Genomic DNA, 19,606 nt, shown 5'->3' with positions numbered 1-19,606 from the left:
GATGTTTAAACCTTCTCGACTTCCGGCCGACCCAGGATACCTGTCGGCTTGAAGATCAGCACGAAAGCGAGGATAGCGAATGTCGCCACATCCTTGTACGCGATGGTGAAATAGGCCGACCACAGCGACTCGATCAGACCGATCATCAGCCCGCCGAGAACAGCGCCCGGCAAGGAACCGATGCCGCCGAGAACGGCCGCGGTGAACGCCTTCACACCCGGTACGAAGCCGTCGTTGAAGTTCACGACACCATAATACATCAGATACATCGTACCTGCGACCGCAGCGAGCGCCGCACCCATGATGAAGGTGACGGAAATCGTCTGGTCGACGTTGACGCCGAGCAGCGCCGCCATCTTGCGATCCTGTTCAGTTGCGCGCTGAGCACGGCCAAGGGACGTATGATTGACGAGGTACCAGAACAGCGTCAGCAGCACCGCAGTGACGACGATGATGACGATCTGCTTCAAGGAAATGGAAATGCCGGCGACGTTGTAAACCGTGCTGACAAGCGGCGGGATCGGCTTGTTACGCGGCCCCTGCGTCACCTGGATGAAGTTCGACAGCGTGATCGACATGCCGATGGCGGTGATGAGCGGCGCCAGGCGGAAAGATCCGCGCAGCGGACGATAGGCGACACGCTCGATCGTCCAATTCCACAAACTCGTCATCAGCATTGCAACGAGAAGCATGACCAGCAGCAAAACCGCAACAGGAAGGCCCGCGAATATGGAAGTGAGGACGAGAAAGACAATGAGAGCGGCAAAACCGCCAAGCATGAAGATATCGCCATGGGCGAAGTTGATCATGCCGATGATGCCGTAAACCATCGTATAGCCAATAGCCACAAGGCCATAGATGGATCCAAGAGTCAGCCCATTAACGAGCTGCTGGACAAAATATTCCATATGTCATTTCCCCTGGATGCAGCGAGATCGACTGCATCTCTTGTTCTTCGAGCTCTTGTTGAGCCCTTAATTAAAGATTTCATACCGCTTTCAAACCAAAAGGGAAGTGCAAAATCGCAAAGCCCCAAAGTTCTTTGAATTTTTGGTGAAAATGACTTTTTAGTAGTCAGAATTTCGTATTTTTTAGCATAGCAAGCCCGATAGTGTGCTTTTTGACTGCAAATCGCCTTGAAACGGCGTTTTCTCAAAGGCGGGGATACGCCTCGCATAGCCCGGGGGATTCCCAATCACGGAAAGATACCCCTATATGAAGTGTGGAGGCCCAAAGTCGGCTACGTGGGAATCGGAAGGCGAGCGAATGCTCGAAACATTTGAGCGCGCCGCTCTCGAAGCGGGCAAAGCAATCATGCAGGTTTACCTGAGCGGCTGCGCGTCTGTCAGCAAGGCTGACAACAGCCCCGTAACCATTGCCGACGAGACGGCAGAACGCATCATCATCGCGCAGCTGGAAACCGCTTTTCCCGATATACCCATCATTGCGGAAGAATCGGTAGCAGCCGGGAACGTGCCGTCGATCGGTACGCATTTTTTTCTGGTTGACCCGCTCGATGGCACGAAGGAGTTCATCGACAAGCGACGCGAATTCACCGTTAACATTGCCTATATCAGTGACGGGCGCCCCGTCGCCGGGATCGTCTATGCGCCGGCACTCGGCGTTGCTTTCGCCGGAGAAAATGGCAAGGCCGAAAAGCTCTTCGTCGATGGCGGTTTCCAGATTGCAAGCCGCATCGCCATTCAGGTGCGCCCGCAACCGGCCGAACGGACGGCACTGGCGAGTCGCTCTCACAACAGCAGCCAGACGGACGATTTTCTCGCAGCGAATGCGATCTCAAGCTGCACCAACATCGGCTCTTCGTTGAAATTTTGTCTTCTGGCCGAGGGCCTGGCCGATGTGTATCCGCGCTTCACGCGCACCATGGAATGGGACACGGCGGCTGGCGACGCGGTGTTGCGTGCCGCCGGTGGTTCGACCGTGACGCTGGACGGGCTACCTCTTGCCTACGGCAAGAGATCGCAGGCCCATGACAGCGACTTTGCCAACCCGGACTTCATTTCCTGGGGCGGCGCGAGGTCGGCGCTGGAGCGGGCATAGATTTTCTAAAAAGACGTGCAAACTCAATGGCGTGAACCTGCCACTGTCCACGCTCGGATCACCACGGCTAGCATTCCCGGTAAATGAAACCACGCCAGGCAGCGTCCAGGCGAAGCCGGGAGTCTCTGATTATGTCGGACCAGACCAACAATCTTGCCCTTCCCTACATCCTGCCATCCCAGGCGCAGAAGCACGTGACCCACAACGAGGCGCTGCAGCGTCTCGATGCCATCGTTCAGCTCTGCATCGTCGGCGAAGCTTCCCTCCCCCCGCCTGCACCCGCTGAAGGACAATGCTACCTCGTCGCAGAGGGAGCCGATGGACCCTGGTCTGGAAAGGGCGGAAGGCTGGCGTTTCGCCAGGACGGCGCCTGGCTTTACATCGTGCCGCAGGCGGGATGGCGGGCGTTTTTCGCCGTGCCTGGACAACTCCGTGTATTCCGCAACAACGAATGGCAGGCCATGTCGCCCGACGCGGACAGTTCAATTCCGATGATCGGCGTCAACGCGGCGCCCGACGGCCTCAATCGGCTGTCGGTAGCCTCGGAAGCGAGCCTGTTTACACATGCGGGCCACGGGCATCAGTTGAAAGTCAATAAAGCTTCCGCAGTAGAGACCGGGAGCGTGCTTTTTCAGACGGCCTGGTCCGGTCGCGCCGAAATGGGCCTCGCCGGCAACGACGACTTCTCCATCAAGGTGAGCGGCAACGGCAGTGATTGGCTAACTGCGCTGACGGTCTCGCCCCGAGGTACTGTGAGAACGCCGGCAAGGCCCGCTGCGCGGACATCCCTGGCAACCAGCACTTCCACGCCGGCATCTGGCAGTAGAACGGGGTTCAGCGATTTCCATCAGCTGCAGGGCGGCTTCACCCTCGGCGCGGTCGTCCCCTTAGGCGTTGGCAGCCGACTCCTTGTCCCGGAGACCGGAGTTTACCTCCTGTTGCTGACCGCAAGCATAGTTTCTTCCTCCGGGCACGAGACCGTGCTCGAGGCGAACGGCGCGACAGCGCTTGTATCTAGCATCGGTCCCGCGTCCACTTCGCCGACACGCCATACAGCCTGCACAGTGGCATCGTTGAGCGAGGGAGATTGGTTGGCGCTGAGGCATGAGGGGAGCGCGCAGTATGCGTTCGGAGCAGCAAAGACCGAACTTTCCGCAGTGATGTTGTAGCTTAGATCGACGCCTAAAGCAGTCGATAGCGAAGTGCCCGGGCGATCGCCTGCATGCGATTGACGGAATCGAGCTTTCGCATCGCACTCTTCAGATATCCAACGACCGTATGCGAGGAGAGGTCTAGAATAATCGCTATCTCCTCGCTGCTCTTTCCTGCTGCCGACCAGCGTAAGCATTGGATTTCGCGACTGCTCAGGCTTTCGTTCGGCCGCTCGACAGGGTTCTTCTGCGCAAACGATTCTAGGAACTCCATCGCCCGGAACATCTGCTCCATGGAATCAGATCGACTGAGGCGGGCGCGCTCACCCGAGAATGCGAAGACGTATTGCCGCAGATGCATGTCATGTGGCGCAAAGGCAAAAGTGTTCTTGAGGCCGTGTGAGCGGAAAAGAGCCGTCAGGCGCGGGTTTTCACGGATTGCGACCGTGCTTTCGAATGGCGCCTTGTCGCAGAAGACCGGCATCGCCGTTTTCCTGAGCGCCGACACCAGCTTGCTACAATAGAAGAGATCAGCTTCCTCGTAGAAATCAAGAACCTCTTGCGGCCAGTTGCTGACAAGACAATTGAGCGCGAAGCTGCTGCGATCGCCACGCGGAAACTCGGCAAGCAAGTAGTAGTTGAATCCGCGCTCTCTTGCCATCTCATCCAGGCAAGCATTGAACCGTTCAACAGAGATCTCTTGCCCGGATTCGACCGGAGAAAAACCAGCCTCGTTCACGCCGTCGCGGACGGCGCGCTCTTGTTTTCTCATGATCCCTTACCCCCGGCGGGTAACTCCGGCTCAGCTTCTTCCTACGCCGACCAAGAAGGCCGCGGCACCGGACAAAGGAAAAGGGGTCGTATCAAAAGGATACGTGGCAAACCGCCCTAGTCTTTCCGGACACTGCGATAAGAACGGAGCCGAAGTCATGCGCTCACAACTATGTTGCGGCGCTTATAAGTTGGCAATTATCAATTGCCCACCGACCATTACGCATGGCTCCTATGCGCTGAACACAAATTTACGTAGCGGGAGGTCGAAGGGGCGCAAATCGCTTCTTGGAAGAACAACGCCTAAACTTCTTATCAAAGTGTTACGATGTGCTTAGGCAATTCTTAAATGTGACAAGCTAGAGTGGCTGCCGTGGTCTTGAGTTGTGTAGAGAGTCCAATGACCGAAATGATACGTCCCCGAGTGAAATATGTCATCGGCCCCGATGGCAGCCCGCTGACGATTGCGGATTTGCCGCCGCCGAATACACGGCGCTGGGTGATCCGTCGCAAAGCAGAGGTTGTAGCGGCGGTTCGCGGTGGCCTGTTGAGCTTGGAAGAAGCCTGCGAGCGTTACACGCTGACTGTTGAGGAGTTTCTGTCCTGGCAGTCTTCTATTAACAGCCATGGCCTTGCCGGTCTGCGCACAACGCGCATCCAGCAGTACCGCCACTGACCAGCCCTTCAACGGGCAACGAATTTTATGTTTCGGGCCGCTGGATTTCCTCAAGAGGATCTACAGCCGGCCCGAGATCATTGTCGCAGCCAGGCGTTGCCATGCGCCCGCCAGCTGCAAGAAGCTTCGCCGCAACGTCCCTGCCCCCACAGACCACTCAGCAGGAGACTAAATCGGCGAGCGGAAACGGCTGCCGGGATCATACCGGCAGCAAAACCTCCCCCCACACCTCATCGAACACAGTGTCCTCATCGGGCGACTTGGCGCGGCCGCAACGACATGGCAATTCTCATCGACGGCAAAATGTTGATGAGGAACGACAATGGACATCAAGAACGAAGAGAACCCTTCCGGCGGTCGCTACGTCGCAGAGGTCGAAGGCCACCAGGCCGAAATGACCTATTCCCGAACCTCACCGAAGCTTGTCATTATTGACCACACCGGCGTTCCCGATGCGCTGCGCGGCAAGGGCGTCGGCCAGGCGCTTGCTCTGCACGCCGTCGAGGAAGCGCGCAAAGGTGGATGGAAAATCTTCCCACTGTGCCCTTTCTTCAAGGCGCAGGCACAGCGCCACGAAGAGTGGCGTGACGTCGTCAACGGCTAAGAATAAGCCCCAACGCCAAAAGCCATGTATGACGGACGCGACGGCCCATCATGCATGGCTTTTCAGAGGCAATGTCGAGACGCCTGATGGCGCCGTTTACTGCCTTAGGCTCTTGCCCGGACTGCGCCGTCGCGCTCTTCGAGCGCGGCTGCACGTGCATATTCCGCCTGCATCTCTTCGAGCGCCTGTTCCAGCGCCTCTTCCTGCATCTTCAGTTCCTTGATGGAGACCTGAAGATTGTCCGCGCGCTGGCGTGCTGCCTTTGCGAAGGTCGGATACGCGAAGTGATTCGGGTCGGAAATGCCGGACTTCTTTTCTTCGACGACGATTTGGCTCTCCAGATCCTTCGTCATCCGATCGAATTCGGACATCATCATCTGCAATTGCTGCAGTTGGCGACGTTTTTCGTTCACCTGAAACTCCTTCAGGCGAACTAGGCTCTCACGCGACTTCATACGCATTACTCCAGTGATGCGAGACCCCTGCTCCACTTAAACTGCCCTTGCGAGCCGTTTTGACGCGGCCCGCCAGAAAAATTCCGTCGATATTAACAAAAACCTACCGTTGGTAACCTTTCGTTTACGGGCATCGTTAATGATAGTGCCGATGATTTAAGGGTCGGTAAACACAACTACGCGATTTCCGATACCGCTTCATTGGTGAGTCGAATGAATCGCTTACCAGCCGTTCTTAATGTAAAAATTAAGGAATTGGCTTTGCGGATTCTCGTTGGAAAACAGCGGAATGGACAAATTATTTAATAAATTGATTACCTCTTGCCAGAGTGAATCAGAATTTGTTAACCATTTCGTGGCAGCTTCCAAATCACGCAGTGACATATTCGGTATCGCGTAGGGGGCCAGACCACCTTTCGGCGGCGGTAAAGGGGATAAGAATGCGGGTACTACTCATCGAAGATGATAGCGCGACAGCGCAGAGCATCGAGCTGATGCTCAAATCAGAAAGTTTTAACGTCTACACCACCGATCTCGGTGAGGAAGGCGTGGATCTCGGGAAGTTGTATGATTACGACATCATCCTTCTCGATTTGAACCTTCCCGACATGTCCGGATATGAGGTGCTTCGCACCCTCCGCCTGTCCAAGGTCAAGACACCCATCCTGATTCTCTCCGGCATGGCCGGTATTGAGGACAAGGTTCGCGGCCTCGGCTTCGGCGCCGACGACTACATGACCAAGCCGTTCCACAAGGATGAGCTTGTCGCCCGTATTCATGCGATCGTCCGTCGTTCCAAGGGCCATGCCCAGTCGGTTATCATGACCGGCGAACTGATCGTCAATCTCGACGCCAAGACCGTCGAAGTCGGCGGCCAGCGCGTTCACCTGACGGGCAAGGAATACCAGATGCTGGAGCTGCTTTCGCTCCGCAAGGGCACGACCCTGACCAAGGAAATGTTCCTGAACCACCTCTATGGTGGCATGGACGAGCCGGAACTGAAGATCATCGACGTCTTCATCTGCAAGCTGCGCAAGAAGCTCGCGAACGCCGCCGGCGGCGCGAACTACATCGAAACCGTTTGGGGCCGCGGCTATGTTCTGCGCGAGCCGGATGGTGCCGAATACGCCGAAACCGCCTGACGTTTCATCCCTTTGCCAATGCTGAAAAATCCCGTCCTTGTGGCGGGATTTTTGTTCTTAGACATAGATTCTGGTTTTCGGCACATAGAAAAGCCGCCTGGGAGGCGGCTTCGACAGACAGGTTGGGTTTAGCAGCTATGCTGCGATGGCTCGGTTGCCAAAAACGGCTGTAAGAATCTTACGGTCGAACGGCTTGAGCAGGAAATCCGTTGCCCCTGCCCGTTTCCCCATCATCAGCTTCTTGAGATCGGCTTCGACCACGCAGTAGTAGATCTTGACCTCTTTGCCGCCTTCCATGCCCCTGATGGTGGAGATCAATTCGAGCGCGCCGTCCATACCGGAGTCGACGATCAGGTATTCCGGAAGTTCGACCTGGCAGTTCGATAGTGCTTCATAGACATTGGAGGCTTCGCTAACCAGGAAATCCAGCTCGGATAGGATCCGCTTGCCCACCTTCCGAACGACGTCCGATGAGTCTGCGATCATAAACCTCTGCATGGCTGCTCCTTCGTCCAGCTTCTGTCCCGGCTGGGTCTTACCAGCCAAGGATAGAAACATTAGGCTAAGGATTTATTACCTCGACATGCGAATCGAAGGCAGCAGCTGTATTTAGGCAGCAGTCACTTCGGCAGTGAAGGTGAGTTCCTCAGCCGTGGCGCTGTGACCGAGTTGCATGCCAGATTCTTCGGCAAGCAGCACGGTATAGTACGGCTGGATCGAGTGCGCATCGACCGCTTCCTCGATTTCTCCCGTCGAGATTTCCACGAACTTCGGCGGCAGACGCATCATCCGGCCCTTCGCGACAATCTTGAACTTCGCATCAAACTCCGGGTTTTCCAGCGTCACCTCGATCGTGCCGCCACGCGGGATGGACGAATAGGCGACAAGAAAGAGATTGAGCAGCAACTTGACGCGGTTCTTCGCGATAATCGCTCGCGGGCCGGTCCAGGTGACCTCGGTTTTCTTTTCGGCGGCGGCGAAGTCCTTCGCGGCGCGCTCTGCTTCCCCTGTGTCGATCGATGCGCCAACCGAACCCGAAGCGCCGAATGCGAGGCGCGCGAACTTGAGGCGCACCGAGGCGTTGAGTGCGCTTGTCCTGATAAGATCCATCGCGTCGGCATCGGCGCCGCCCTCGTCCAGAAGCTCCAGACCATTGTTGATCGCGCCGACCGGCGATATCACGTCATGGCAGACGCGGCTGCACAACAGCGCGGCCAGGTCGGGGCCGGTCAGGGTAAGGTTCGGGTTCTTCGACATCATCGTCTCCAGGGCGCGGCAGGTTCATTCCGCCGTATATCTTACGCATCAAAATTGCGCGAAGTTTGCGGCCGTACTCGACGCCATAATGACACCATATTTGGTAAACCGATTGTTAAGACCATGCGCGCAAAATGAATGAAACGCCGGAAACGGCTCATCGCACCGACCATGATGAACGGATGACACCATGCGCTCCCATTTCCTCGGAAGATTTTCCGCCATCTGCCGGCTCTTCGTGGCGCTGACTCTTTCGCCATTGGTGCTTGTCCCGGCGCAGGCATCGGCACAGCAGGCCAATAACGGCCAGTACACGATGCAGGAGATTGTCGATGCGGGACACTCGTTCTTCGGTTCGACAAGCGGCGGATTGGCCAAGGTGATTGAGGCGGCCTTCCAGAAATATGGCCTGCCGAACGGATACATCCTCGGGCAGGAAGGCTCTGGCGCCTTTATCGCCGGCCTCACCTATGGCGAAGGTCAGCTGAATACCAAGAATGCCGGTGAACATCCCCTCTACTGGCAGGGTCCGTCGCTCGGGATCGACTATGGCGGTCAGGGCACCCGCGTCATGATGCTGGTATACGACCTGCCTTCGACGGATGCGATCTACGCGCGCTTCGGCGGCGTCAGCGGCCAGGCGTTCGTCATCGCCGGCTTCGGCATGACACTGCTCAAGAACAACAATGTGCTCGTCGTGCCTATTCGCACGGGCGTCGGCGCGCGCCTAGGCCTGAATGTCGGCTACCTCAAGGTCACTCCCAATCCGACCTGGAACCCCTTCTGATCCCTGCCCGGAGGCGAACTCTCGCTCGCCGTTACCTTTCCGCCACTTGCTCTACGCGTCGGGTCCGCTTAATCATTGGTCCTGACGCAAATCAACTTCTGGAAGCCGTGGCCACGTCGTGATCGAATATGCTCTCTTGTTCGGACTGGGCTTCCTGACAGCGGCGTTTCTCGTCTTCCTGGTGTCGCCTGCCGTCCATCGCCGCATCGTCTGGTATACGGAGAACCGGATGCGTGCGACAATGCCGCTCAGCCCTCAGGAGGTCCGGGCGCAGAAGGACATGGTGCGAGCCCTCTACGCCGCCGAGAATGCAAAGACGACGCAGGACTTGGTCCGCGAGCGCGAAAAGTCGCTATCACTGCAACTGAAGCACGATACGCTTGCACTCGACGCCGGCCGATTTGCCGCCGAGATCAGCGGACTTCAAGCGCAGATCAGCGACATGAGCGTCGAAGCAGCAGAATTGCGTTCTCGCCTGCGCAAGGATGAGAACTATATCAGTCAACTCAAAACGAGCCTTCACATTGCCGAACAGGCAAGCGCCGGCAAGGAAGGCGAGCTCGAGACCCTGCGTACGCGTCTGAACAAGCTTGCGGCGCAGGCGGACGGCCTGAAAGTCGATCTTGCCGCACGCGAGACCGAAATTGAGAGCATGAGCTTCGCCGCGAAGGCAGTACGCACGGAGCGCGACAATTTCCGCCAGGACGTTAGCTTGCTGCGGAAGCGCGCCAAGGATGCCGAGCAGCAACTGGCGCAACACGAGCATGCTGTCATTCGCCTGGAAGACCAGGCCGAACGGGATGCTACTTCAGCCTCCGAGAAAGACACGCTTCTCGCCCGCCGGCAGCAGGAGATCACCAAACTCAAGGAACAGGTCAAGGCTGCGAATGCCGAATTGCGCAAGGCAAACCGCGCGCTACGCAATGCTGGCCTTCCGTCCGTGGACGCAGACGCAGTTTCAGAGGAGCGGGTAACCGGGGAAACGATGGCAACGGAGCTAGATACCGCAGCAGTGGCAGCTCGCCTGAGCGAGGAAGTGCGAAAGCGCAGCGCGGCAGTTTCCGAGCAGCTTCTGAAGGCGAAGGCTGACGCAAGTCAGGACGGCGCAGTACGCGAAGAGATCGCCGGCATCGCCGCACGGATGGTGGCCCTCACCGCGATCAACGAGGGGCCTTCTTCTCCGATTCGTGACCTCCTGCCTGATGCCAACGAGCCGCAGGATGGAGAACGCATCAACCTTGCGCAGCGCGCAGCAACAATCCTGTCCGAGCCAGGTTGATCTCAGATCAGCTTTGCGGCCGATGACATGGCAAAGAGGGCGATACCGGTTGCCGTCGCCACGTTGAGACTGTCCAGCCCTTCCGATTGCGGTATCCGCGCGCTGTGGAAGCGCTCCAGGAGGGAGGGCGGCAGTCCCTCACCTTCCGTGCCGACGACCAAGGCCATGCGCTCGGCTGGCGGTATGGCCCGGATATCTGTTTCCCCCCGTGGCGACAGTGCCCAGATGTCAAAGCCACTTGCAGCCAGCTGCGTCAGCACATCGGGCGCAGTGCCCTTGCGCTGGTAGGGGACGCTCAGAACGGAGCCGACGGAGACGCGCAAGGCCTTGCGATAAAGCGGATCGCAGGACGTTTCATCGAGAAAGATCGCGTCGGCCTTGAAGGCGGCCGCATTCCGGAACATGGATCCGGCATTGTCGTGATTGGAAATACCGCAGCCGACGAGAACGAGCGAACGCCGCGGCAACCGGTCAACCAAATCAGTTTCCGCTATCTCGCGCCTGCCAAGCGCCAACACGCCGCGATGGAGATGAAACCCGACGATTCGGTCCAACACCTCGGTTTCAGCGACATAGACCGGTACGTCATCCGCCAGCCTTTCAAGGATCGGAGCAACACCCTCAACACGGTTTCTCAGCAACAGCACCTTTTCGGTCGCGAAGCTGCCGCGGCTGCTCGCTTCCGCAAGCATGCGGAGGACCACGGTGCCCTCCGCGATGAAGCGGTTCTGCCGGCCAGTCAGGTCGCGCTCACGGATGTCGCGAAATTCGGCGATACGAGGATCGTCCGCACTGTCGATGGCAACGAGGCGAGCAGCCATCGCCCTAGCCGCCGTTGATCGTCACATCGGCAACAATGCGCCCCGACTGGATATCGACGACGAGCGACTTCTTGATACCGTCCGCCGTGGCTCCAAAGAACATGATCTGTCCTCCCGAGAGCGACGATGACTGGATGACGAAACCTTGCGGCAGTGTTGTCGTCACGGAAACAGGCGCATCTGACGGCACGCCAGCGGATGTGACGGCTGTCGGTTCCTTCGTGGGCGCCCGCATCGTCTTGTAGACAACGGCGCCGAAGACAGCCATAAGGCTCACGAACATGATGATGCCTGAGACAATCTGCAGGCGGATCATCTTGCGCCGGACACGTTCCATCGCCGGATCAAGGGGCTTTTCGTCCTGATCGTCTTCTGGCTGGATATTCGTCATATGTGGCGTTCCGTTCTATAAATAATTCGGAGAAGAAGCGTCTTGAGCGACCCCTTTAAACAAGCAGCCGGCATTAGAAAAGTCCTGACCGCCGACGAGAACGCCGAAGGCCGCCTTGACGCATGGATGACGGCACAGCTTGGCGAGGAGTTTTCGCGCAGCCGCGTGAAGGTGCTGATCAAGGAAGGCCAGGTCTCTGTGGCCGGAAAGGTCGTCGCCGATCCGCAGAAGAAGGTGCGCCCCGGCGATACCTTTGAGATCGTTCTGCCCGAGCCGGAGGATCCGACCCCTCAGGGCGAAAATATCCCGCTCGACATTCTGTATGAAGACGAGGACCTCATCGTCATCTCCAAACCGGCCGGCTTGGTCGTGCACCCGGCCGCTGGCAATTGGACGGGCACACTCGTAAACGCATTGATTTATCATTGCGGCGACAGTCTTTCCGGTATCGGCGGCGTTCGCCGTCCGGGCATCGTCCACCGGTTGGACAAGGACACGACAGGTGTAATGGTCGTTGCCAAGAACGACATTTCGCATCGCCATCTGTCGCTGCAGTTTGCTGATCATGGCCGGACGATGCCGCTGGAGCGCGCCTATCAGGCGATCGTCTGGGGCCGTCCACGCTCGCTTACCGGAACCATCGACGCCCCGCTCGGGCGTTCCGTTGGCGACCGCACTCGCCGGGCCGTCAAGCGGCCCGACACGCAGGATGCCGACGAGGCAATCACACATTACGAAGTGCTCGAGCGCTTCCATGAGAACCCTGACGCGACATCGCTCGCCTCTCTCGTCGAATGCCACCTCGAGACCGGCCGCACCCATCAGATTCGCGTGCATATGGCTCATATCGGCCACCCGTTGCTCGGCGATACGGTCTACGGAGCGGGTTTCAAGACGAAGGCGAACCTCCTTCCCGATGCCGCCAGGACGACCGTGAATGCCTTCGGAAGACAGGCACTTCACGCCTACATGCTGCAATTCGAACATCCGCGCACTGGCGAGATCATGCACTTCGAAGTACCGCTGCCGGACGATATGGAAGAGTTGGCAAACGCCCTGCGGGCCTAGCCAGAGTAACGCCTTCGTGAAGCGGCCAGTGGTCTTGAACCCCTGTTCCGCCATACTTATCTGTACATTGACTTAGTGCGGGCTTGGATAAAGCCGCACGTCCCGGTTCGCCTTTTTGACGCAGGGGCGCGTTCCATCGGGAACCGGAATTCAGATAGGAGGGTGCTTTATGGCCCGAAATAACTTGCCGTCCATTACCGCCGGCGAAGGCGGTCTTAATCGTTATCTCGATGAAATCCGCAAGTTCCCGATGCTGGAACCGCAGCAGGAATATATGCTGGCGAAGCGCTATGCGGAGCATGGCGATCGCGAAGCTGCACACAAGCTCGTCACCAGTCACCTGCGTCTCGTTGCGAAGATCGCAATGGGCTACCGCGGCTATGGCTTGCCGATCGGCGAAGTCGTTTCCGAAGGGAATGTCGGCCTGATGCAGGCCGTCAAGAAGTTCGATCCGGAACGCGGCTTCCGTCTTGCCACCTATGCCATGTGGTGGATCAAGGCGTCGATCCAGGAATACATCCTGCGTTCGTGGTCTCTGGTAAAGATGGGCACGACCGCTAACCAGAAGCGACTGTTCTTCAACCTGCGTCGTCTCAAGGGCCGTATTCAGGCCATTGATGATGGCGACCTGAAGCCGGAACACGTCGCCGAGATCGCCACCAAGCTGAACGTCTCCGAGGAGGAGGTAGTTTCGATGAACCGTCGCCTGTCAGGCGACGCGTCGCTGAACGCACCGATAAAGGCCTCGGAAGGCGAATCCGGCCAGTGGCAGGATTGGCTCGTCGACGATCACGACAGCCAGGAAGAGGTTCTGATCGAGCAGGACGAACTCGACACCCGCCGACGCATGCTGGCGAAGGCGATGAGTGTTCTGAACGACCGCGAACGGCGAATCTTCGAGGCACGCCGCCTCGCTGAAGATCCGGTCACGCTGGAAGACCTCTCGTCGGAGTTCGACATCAGCCGCGAACGCGTTCGCCAGATCGAGGTCCGCGCCTTCGAGAAGGTCCAGGATGCCGTGCGCAAGGAAGCACTCGAACGAGCCAAGGCCGTTCGGGTTGTCGAAGCCACAGCCTAACACACACATTGTCTTCAAATGAAAAGGGCGGGACCACCTGGTGGTCCCGCCCTTTTTCTTTTTGTCGCAGCCGGCGCGATCACTGGCTGGTCGAAACGTCGCCGAAAGCGGCCCATTCCTTGATCGCGGCGTTGAACGCCTCGACGCCCGTAGTGCCCTTCTGCATCGTCAAAAGCGCACGGCGGCCATTGCGATAGGTGATCGGAATATCGATCCAGTCGCGGCTTGAAAGAAGATCGAGGTTCGCCTTGCGCGCATCCGGATAATCGTTGAGCGCAATCATGTGAAAATCGTCGGTGATCTTCGCCGGCACGGCAATCAGCGCGTCGCCGCGATCCTGTTCCGTACGCTTCATTGAAATGCGCTGAACGCTCTCAATGGCGCCGCCTTCAAAATTCGGCGGCAACGAGAACACCACCTCGACGATATGGCTCGCCGGCAGTGACGGATCGGAATTACGCTTGAAGGTCAACTGCGCCGACAGATTGCGTTCTGGTACGGTCACGGTTGCCTGCACGGTCGCTTCCTGCCTGCCATCCGAACCGGCTTCGTGCTGCAGGCTCCAGGCGACCGAGCCCTGGATGGCCGTTGGCGAACTTTGACCGATCCGCTCCTCGTAGAGGAACATCTTCTCGTTGGAGCCGACGGCCGCAGCTGGCGCAGCTTCAGGAGCCGGCGTCGCAGCCGGAGCGCTTGCAGCTGGCGTAGCAGAGGGAGCAGGCGACGTTGTGTCGGCAGCGGCAACATTCTGTTCGGCCACTGACTTGCCTTCCGCGGTCGGCGTCCCCGGAACGGCGGCCGGTCCGCTGTCAACCTCGGTTCCATCGGCAAGAAGTCGCTGGTTGAACTTGTTGTTGACGGCAGAACCGTCGTTCAGCGATGCGACTTCCTTGTTGGCTTCGGTGGGCTTTGCATCGCCCGCCTGCGGCGCCCCGGCGGGTGCTGCGGCATTAGGCGCGGCAGGCGTCGGCTCGTTCTTGGCACTCTGCGAAGGCGCCGCGCTGACGAGATTCTTCACCATTGCCGAAAGGGCGTCCTGATGGGTCCAGGCTGCATATCCGCCGCCGCCCACCGCGCCGAGCGCAATGAGAATTGTCACGATCGAACCGATGCCGAACCGGCGGCGTTTCGGCTCCATCCGGAGATTCTTGCCTTGAAACTTTGCAGCGACGGCACTGTCGAGATCGGCCGCGCCATCGTCATCTTCGGCAACAACACCACGGTTGTCGTACCCGCGAAGCGCCGTGGCTTCTTGCCATGCCGGATTGTCCTCCGGCGTAGCTTTCACGGGCGTACCGTGCACCTCCGAAAAGAGATCGCCATCATCGAAATGCGCGCTGATCGGAACCTTCTTGCCGTTTTCAATCGGCGGCAGATCGTCGAAGGCCGCAGCCTCCCACGAGAAGCCCTCGTTCGCAGCGGGCATCTTGACACCGGCGGGCGCGTGATCGATTCCCGCAATGACGTCTTCGAAGGCACGCGCAGCTTCATTGGCCGGAGCGACCGGCGCCGCTTCAGAGAACTGCCTGAGTTCTTCGAGCGCCCAGTCCGTCTGCGCATCCTTGGCCGGCGGTGCAGGCGTTTCCTCTACCGGCTCTGCCCATACGGGATCGAAACGCCCGGCGGCATCCGCATGCAGTGGCTCTTCCTGGCTGCGATCCACGAACTCTTCCGGCGGACGATCCAGCCCAAGGACTGGTTCCACCAGACGGTTGGTCAGATCGTAGTCGCGTGCAATCGGCTGTAGAACAGGTTCTTCGTAGGTCGGTTCGACCACAGGCTCTTCGGGTGCATCGACGAACTCCTCGCGGCTGTCCCGATCGTCGTGGACAACTTCTCCGGAATGAGCGGCATGGAACTGTTCGACAGGCTCGGCTTCCTCGACAGGAGCCGCCGGCTCTTCATGCTCCCAATGCGCCTCCTGCTGTGCCGTATGATCCGACTCGGCAGAGACAGGCTCCTCATAGTGAGGTTCTGGCTCTTCGTGATGAGCAACAACCTCTTCGGTCGGCTCTTCATAGGCAGGCGCAGGTTCTTCCGCCGCTACGTGATCTTCGTGAACCGGCGTCGCATGCACCGGCTCCTCGACGGGTTCCTCGGCAGCAGGCTGTTCGGGAGTGACTGGTTCCGGCTCATTGCCGGCGTCGGCGCTTGCCTCTACCCCAGGTTCGGCCACGAGCCCAGGTTCCGCCACGAGCGCAGTATCATCGGCAGGAACCGCTTCGGCATGCTCCGCTTCGACTTCGCGGATTGCAGCTTCGAGCTTTTCAAGCTGCCGTTGCAACATCGCTTCCGGAGGGCGCGGCTTCATATTCTCGAGCTGCCGCTGAACAGCACCGCGAGCGCGCTCGTAGACTTTCACCCGCATCTCGGGAGTATTTTCGGACAGGCCGTCAACCGCCCGCCGGATAACTGCGATAAAATCCGCCATTCGTACTTTCTCTAGGAGTGCGGTTCGCGCCGCGAACCGCACGAATAATGACCCGAGACCTTAATCCTCAAACGGATCGGTCACAAGTATAGTGTCGTCTCGCTCAGGACTTGTAGACAGGAGAGCGACAGGCGCCCCGATCAGTTCTTCGACCTGACGTACATACTTGATCGCCTGGGCCGGCAGATCGGCCCAACTACGTGCGCCGACAGTCGATTCCTTCCAGCCTTCAAGCGTGATGTAAACAGGCTCGACGCGAGCCTGGGCTGCCTGGCTGGCCGGAAGATAGTCGATTTCCTTGCCGTCGAGCTTGTAGGCAACGCAGATCTTCAAGGAGTCCAAGCCGTCCAAAACGTCGAGTTTCGTCAGCGCAATCCCCGTGATGCCCGAGGTTTTCACCGTTTGACGCACTAGAACGGAGTCGAACCAGCCGCAGCGGCGCGGACGGCCGGTATTGACGCCGACTTCACGGCCAACCGTCGAGAGGTGCTTGCCAACCTCGTCATGCAGCTCGCAGGGGAATGGGCCCTCACCAACGCGCGTCGTATAGGCCTTGGTGATGCCTAGGACGTAGCCGATCGCCGTCGGGCCCAGGCCCGAGCCGGCAGCTGCTTGGCCGGCCACCGTGTTCGAAGACGTCACGAACGGGTAGGTTCCGTGATCGTTGTCGAGCAGTGCGCCTTGCGCGCCTTCGAACAGGATACGCGCACCGGCCTTGCGTTGATCATCAAGGATGCGCCAGACCTGATCGACATAGGGCAGCACTTGATCGGCGACGTCGTTCAGCTCCTTCTCCAGCGACTCCACTGTGATTTCCGCCAGACCTAGACCGCGGCGCAGCGCGTTATGGTGTGTCAGCAGCCGGTCGATCTTGGCAGGCAGTGCTTCCTTGTCGGCAAGATCGATCGCGCGGATCGCTCGGCGACCAACCTTGTCCTCATAGGCCGGGCCGATGCCGCGGCGAGTGGTGCCGATCTTGGTGCCACTGTTCGAGGCCGCGTCTTCGCGGAAACCGTCGAGATCGCGGTGCAGCGACAGGATTAGCGGCGCGTTATCGGCGATGCGCAGCACTTCCGGCGTGACGTTGACCCCCTGCGCACGCAGCTTCTCTACTTCGGCGACAAAATGATGGGGATCCACGACGACGCCATTGCCGATGACGCTGAGCTTGCCGCGCACGAGACCGGACGGCAGCAGCGCAAGCTTGTAGCTGACGCCATCAATGACCAGCGTATGACCTGCGTTGTGGCCGCCCTGATAGCGAACAATCACATCCGCACGTTCCGAAAGCCAATCGACAATCTTGCCCTTGCCTTCGTCACCCCATTGCGAACCGACCACGACTACGTTCGTCATCCAACTCTTCCTGTTATCGGCGGATTAACCGCACCCTTCTCAAACCCGCGCATCTATAATGCTTTGTTACCGGGAAAGCGACCCTGTTATGCCGCCGGATTCGGCTTTTTACGTGACAAATCAGCCATCATCTGGCTATTGGCCGATCATACCCTGAGGTTGAGAGCCACATCGCCGTCATCTGAAAGAATCGCCTGTGCAGGTCGCCGCATATATTTCTCTTGTCGTCGCGGCGCTATGCTGGGGCGGAAACGCGGTGGCAGGAAAGCTCGCCCTTGGGCACGTCAGTCCAATGATGCTGACATTTCTCCGGTGGTTCCTCGCAACGTCGCTCATAGCAGCGGTCTCATTGCCGCAGTTGAAACGCGACTGGCCGATCGTCCGCAAGAACCTACCGTTGCTGTTCTTCTATGGCGTCATCGGCTACACGCTCTTCAACGCCATGCTTTACTCCGCGGTCAAGTATACGACCGTGATCAATGTGGCGATCGAGCAGGCTGGCATTCCCATGCTGATCTTCCTGCTGAATTTCCTCTTCTTCCGTACGGCTGTTTCTTCAGCGCAAATTATCGGCTTTGCAATGACGCTGGGCGGCGTCGCATTGACTGCGGCGCACGGCGACCTGTCGACCTTGCTGGAACTCGGGCTCAATCGCGGTGATGCGCTCATGCTGATCGCCGTCGCTGCCTATTCGGTCTATACGATTTTTCTACGCTGGAAGCCGCCGCTCGATTGGCGCACGCTGATGGCAATTCCAGCGCTCGGTGCCGCGCTAAGTGCCCTGCCGCTTCTCGTCTGGGAGAACAGCCAGGGCGCGGTTCAGCTGCCGGATGGCAAGGGTTGGCTGATTGCCATCTACACGGCAATCTTTGCCTCCCTGCTCGCTCAGATACTTTATATCAAGGGCGTCGAGGCGATCGGCGCAAATCGAGCCGGGCTCTTCATAAACCTCGTGCCGGTTTTCGGAACGCTGCTGTCGGTCGCACTTCTTGGCGAGCAGCTGCAGGTCTTTCATTTGATCGCGCTGGCGCTTGCATTGGGCGGCATCGCGATTGCCGAAAGAGGCCGCCCCCAGAAGGCACCCTCAACGGCTCCTGCCTCGCCTATGGACTAGCCAAGCTCGAGTGTCGTCACGCCGAAGACATTCTTCAGTGGAACGACCGGCGCCTTTCCCCTGTACATCCGAGCGGTTTCGAAAACAGGCGCCAGACCCATGCTCTCGGCAAGCTCTATCGCCTCGCCGTTGCTGGTCGGAATATCGATGAAAATCTGCTGGCCCTTGGCATGCGGTGTGAGGGCCGAAAGCAAGGCTGAAGCGCTGTCCTTATCGGCGGCAAAGAGCGGACCGATCTTGTACCCGTCGAAGCAACGACGGAGGGTTCCGTATCCACGAATTTTGCCGCTCTTTCGTACCACCGCCGAGTGCCGATCCTTACGCGTTGCGCACCAGGACGCCACGAACGCCGGCCGCGGAGCCGGAAAAATTGTCGCGTCATAGCGCAGCAATCCGTCGAGCTTATCCGAGACCACCTGGGCTACCAGCGGTGATGCGGGCACAGCCGATACCACACCGCCGTAGCGAACCGTCCGGTAGGCCTCTTCGAACCCTGCCTTGCGGTAGTTCTCTTGCTGTGCGGGAACACCGTCCAGGCCAATACTGCGGCCCTCCGCCGAAGCCATGCCCACATTCCAGATGGCCTTGCCATAGCCTCTGCCCCGAAAATCCGGGTGAACGATGTAGAGTCCAAGAAACGCAAAGTCCTCGCCATATTTGACGACCGAAATGGAGGCAACCGGCACCTCCCCGAACACGCCCACGAAAAATCCCGAAGGGTCGGCCTCGTGAAAGGCAAGTGCATCGTCAAGACCGGGGTTCCAGCCCTCCTGACGTGCCCATTCGAGCACAAGCTCCAACTCACCGGGTCGCATCGGGCGAACGGCAAACTCCGAATTCATGTAACGTCCCTAAATCAGGCCGACCGCAAGCACACTCGCGGCACGGACAATATGGAAATTCTAACAGCCGCAAATCAGCCGAGAGTAAGAAACCATGTTCATGGGTAAGACGATCTGCATCGATCGTCATGAAGTGCGAACCGATAGTCTTCGTATCGCGATCATCATGGAACAAGAAATCACAATCTCAAGAGAATTACTTAAGGGAACATGAACACGCCAGCATTTCGGCTTCCCGAATTGATGAAAGCCGAGTTCAGCAAAGCGCACGCGTACCCCTTGGTATTCTCCAACATCCCCGCCTATCCAGCTTGAAATAGGA

Annotated in this window: 20 protein-coding genes; 10 read left to right on the top strand and 10 right to left on the bottom strand. The window is 58.6% G+C overall.

Going from position 1 to position 19,606, the window contains the following annotated elements:
- Positions 1-5: 5 nt before the first annotated feature.
- A complete protein-coding gene (locus JNB88_RS29530) occupies positions 6-908 on the bottom strand; it encodes a branched-chain amino acid ABC transporter permease (RefSeq protein ID WP_220358566.1) in 903 nt (300 codons plus the stop codon).
- A 358-nt stretch (positions 909-1,266) separates the two neighbouring features.
- On the opposite strand from JNB88_RS29530, the gene cysQ reads away from it, so the two are divergent.
- Positions 1,267-2,061: a 3'(2'),5'-bisphosphate nucleotidase CysQ gene (cysQ, locus tag JNB88_RS29525; protein WP_220358565.1), complete on the top strand. Its 795-nt coding sequence runs from the start codon at positions 1,267-1,269 to the stop codon at positions 2,059-2,061.
- Positions 2,062-2,192: 131 nt separating this feature from the next.
- Positions 2,193-3,230, top strand: coding sequence for a DUF2793 domain-containing protein (locus tag JNB88_RS29520; RefSeq protein ID WP_220358564.1), 1,038 nt, complete (start codon positions 2,193-2,195; stop codon positions 3,228-3,230).
- A 13-nt stretch (positions 3,231-3,243) separates the two neighbouring features.
- Here the strand turns inward: JNB88_RS29520 and JNB88_RS29515 are convergent, their stop codons facing one another.
- Positions 3,244-3,984 carry a helix-turn-helix transcriptional regulator gene (locus JNB88_RS29515; protein WP_220358563.1) on the bottom strand — a complete coding sequence of 247 codons (741 nt, stop codon included), beginning with the start codon at positions 3,982-3,984 and terminating at the stop codon, positions 3,244-3,246.
- A gap of 399 nt (positions 3,985-4,383) precedes the next feature.
- On the opposite strand from JNB88_RS29515, the gene sciP reads away from it, so the two are divergent.
- Both sciP and JNB88_RS29505 read left to right on the top strand, forming a co-directional pair.
- Positions 4,384-4,659, top strand: a complete 276-nt coding sequence (gene sciP / locus JNB88_RS29510) for a CtrA inhibitor SciP (RefSeq protein ID WP_007533628.1) — start codon at positions 4,384-4,386, stop codon at positions 4,657-4,659.
- Positions 4,660-4,981: 322 nt separating this feature from the next.
- The gene (locus tag JNB88_RS29505; RefSeq protein ID WP_220358562.1) at positions 4,982-5,263 is read left to right on the top strand and encodes a GNAT family N-acetyltransferase; all 282 of its coding nucleotides are present in this window, start codon (positions 4,982-4,984) and stop codon (positions 5,261-5,263) included.
- A 104-nt stretch (positions 5,264-5,367) separates the two neighbouring features.
- Here the strand turns inward: JNB88_RS29505 and JNB88_RS29500 are convergent, their stop codons facing one another.
- Positions 5,368-5,718 (bottom strand): hypothetical protein, encoded by a 351-nt coding sequence (locus JNB88_RS29500; protein ID WP_037137121.1) that lies wholly within the window; start codon positions 5,716-5,718, stop codon positions 5,368-5,370.
- Between the two features lie 440 nt (positions 5,719-6,158).
- On the opposite strand from JNB88_RS29500, the gene ctrA reads away from it, so the two are divergent.
- Positions 6,159-6,860, top strand: coding sequence for a response regulator transcription factor CtrA (gene ctrA, locus JNB88_RS29495; RefSeq protein WP_003542362.1), 702 nt, complete (start codon positions 6,159-6,161; stop codon positions 6,858-6,860).
- 135 nt (positions 6,861-6,995) lie between these two features.
- Here the strand turns inward: ctrA and JNB88_RS29490 are convergent, their stop codons facing one another.
- Positions 6,996-7,358 (bottom strand): response regulator, encoded by a 363-nt coding sequence (locus JNB88_RS29490; protein ID WP_037137120.1) that lies wholly within the window; start codon positions 7,356-7,358, stop codon positions 6,996-6,998.
- Between the two features lie 111 nt (positions 7,359-7,469).
- Positions 7,470-8,120, bottom strand: a complete 651-nt coding sequence (gene chpT / locus JNB88_RS29485; RefSeq protein WP_197066731.1) for a histidine phosphotransferase ChpT — start codon at positions 8,118-8,120, stop codon at positions 7,470-7,472.
- Between the two features lie 187 nt (positions 8,121-8,307).
- Between chpT and JNB88_RS29480 the strand changes: the two genes are divergently transcribed.
- Positions 8,308-8,904 (top strand): DUF1134 domain-containing protein, encoded by a 597-nt coding sequence (locus JNB88_RS29480; RefSeq protein ID WP_220358561.1) that lies wholly within the window; start codon positions 8,308-8,310, stop codon positions 8,902-8,904.
- Positions 8,905-9,022: 118 nt separating this feature from the next.
- Positions 9,023-10,183 carry a coiled-coil domain-containing protein gene (locus JNB88_RS29475; RefSeq protein WP_220358560.1) on the top strand — a complete coding sequence of 387 codons (1,161 nt, stop codon included), beginning with the start codon at positions 9,023-9,025 and terminating at the stop codon, positions 10,181-10,183.
- Positions 10,184-10,185: 2 nt separating this feature from the next.
- Here the strand turns inward: JNB88_RS29475 and JNB88_RS29470 are convergent, their stop codons facing one another.
- The gene (locus JNB88_RS29470; RefSeq protein WP_220358559.1) at positions 10,186-11,004 is read right to left on the bottom strand and encodes a TrmH family RNA methyltransferase; all 819 of its coding nucleotides are present in this window, start codon (positions 11,002-11,004) and stop codon (positions 10,186-10,188) included.
- A gap of 4 nt (positions 11,005-11,008) precedes the next feature.
- Positions 11,009-11,395, bottom strand: coding sequence for a hypothetical protein (locus tag JNB88_RS29465; protein WP_220358558.1), 387 nt, complete (start codon positions 11,393-11,395; stop codon positions 11,009-11,011).
- A gap of 42 nt (positions 11,396-11,437) precedes the next feature.
- Here JNB88_RS29465 and JNB88_RS29460 point away from each other — a divergent pair, with 42 nt between their 5' ends.
- On the top strand, positions 11,438-12,463 hold the full coding sequence (locus JNB88_RS29460; protein ID WP_220358557.1) for an RluA family pseudouridine synthase: 1,026 nt from the start codon (positions 11,438-11,440) through the stop codon (positions 12,461-12,463).
- Between the two features lie 169 nt (positions 12,464-12,632).
- Positions 12,633-13,541, top strand: coding sequence for an RNA polymerase sigma factor RpoH (rpoH, locus tag JNB88_RS29455; protein ID WP_220358556.1), 909 nt, complete (start codon positions 12,633-12,635; stop codon positions 13,539-13,541).
- Positions 13,542-13,620: 79 nt separating this feature from the next.
- Here the strand turns inward: rpoH and JNB88_RS29450 are convergent, their stop codons facing one another.
- Both JNB88_RS29450 and JNB88_RS29445 read right to left on the bottom strand, forming a co-directional pair.
- Positions 13,621-15,972: a hypothetical protein gene (locus JNB88_RS29450; protein WP_220358555.1), complete on the bottom strand. Its 2,352-nt coding sequence runs from the start codon at positions 15,970-15,972 to the stop codon at positions 13,621-13,623.
- 60 nt (positions 15,973-16,032) lie between these two features.
- Positions 16,033-17,328: an adenylosuccinate synthase gene (locus JNB88_RS29445; protein WP_220358554.1), complete on the bottom strand. Its 1,296-nt coding sequence runs from the start codon at positions 17,326-17,328 to the stop codon at positions 16,033-16,035.
- 196 nt (positions 17,329-17,524) lie between these two features.
- Between JNB88_RS29445 and JNB88_RS29440 the strand changes: the two genes are divergently transcribed.
- A complete protein-coding gene (locus JNB88_RS29440) occupies positions 17,525-18,442 on the top strand; it encodes an EamA family transporter (protein ID WP_037137110.1) in 918 nt (305 codons plus the stop codon).
- Here JNB88_RS29440 and JNB88_RS29435 read toward each other — a convergent pair.
- On the bottom strand, positions 18,439-19,284 hold the full coding sequence (locus tag JNB88_RS29435) for a GNAT family N-acetyltransferase (RefSeq protein ID WP_220358553.1): 846 nt from the start codon (positions 19,282-19,284) through the stop codon (positions 18,439-18,441). The two genes, JNB88_RS29440 and JNB88_RS29435, sit on opposite strands and share 4 nt — an antisense overlap.
- Positions 19,285-19,606: the final 322 nt, after the last annotated feature.

The organism is Rhizobium cauense (assembly GCF_019511525.1).
In the GTDB taxonomy this organism is placed as follows: Bacteria; Pseudomonadota; Alphaproteobacteria; order Rhizobiales; family Rhizobiaceae; genus Rhizobium; species Rhizobium cauense.
This window is presented reverse-complemented; position numbering and strand designations above follow the sequence as displayed.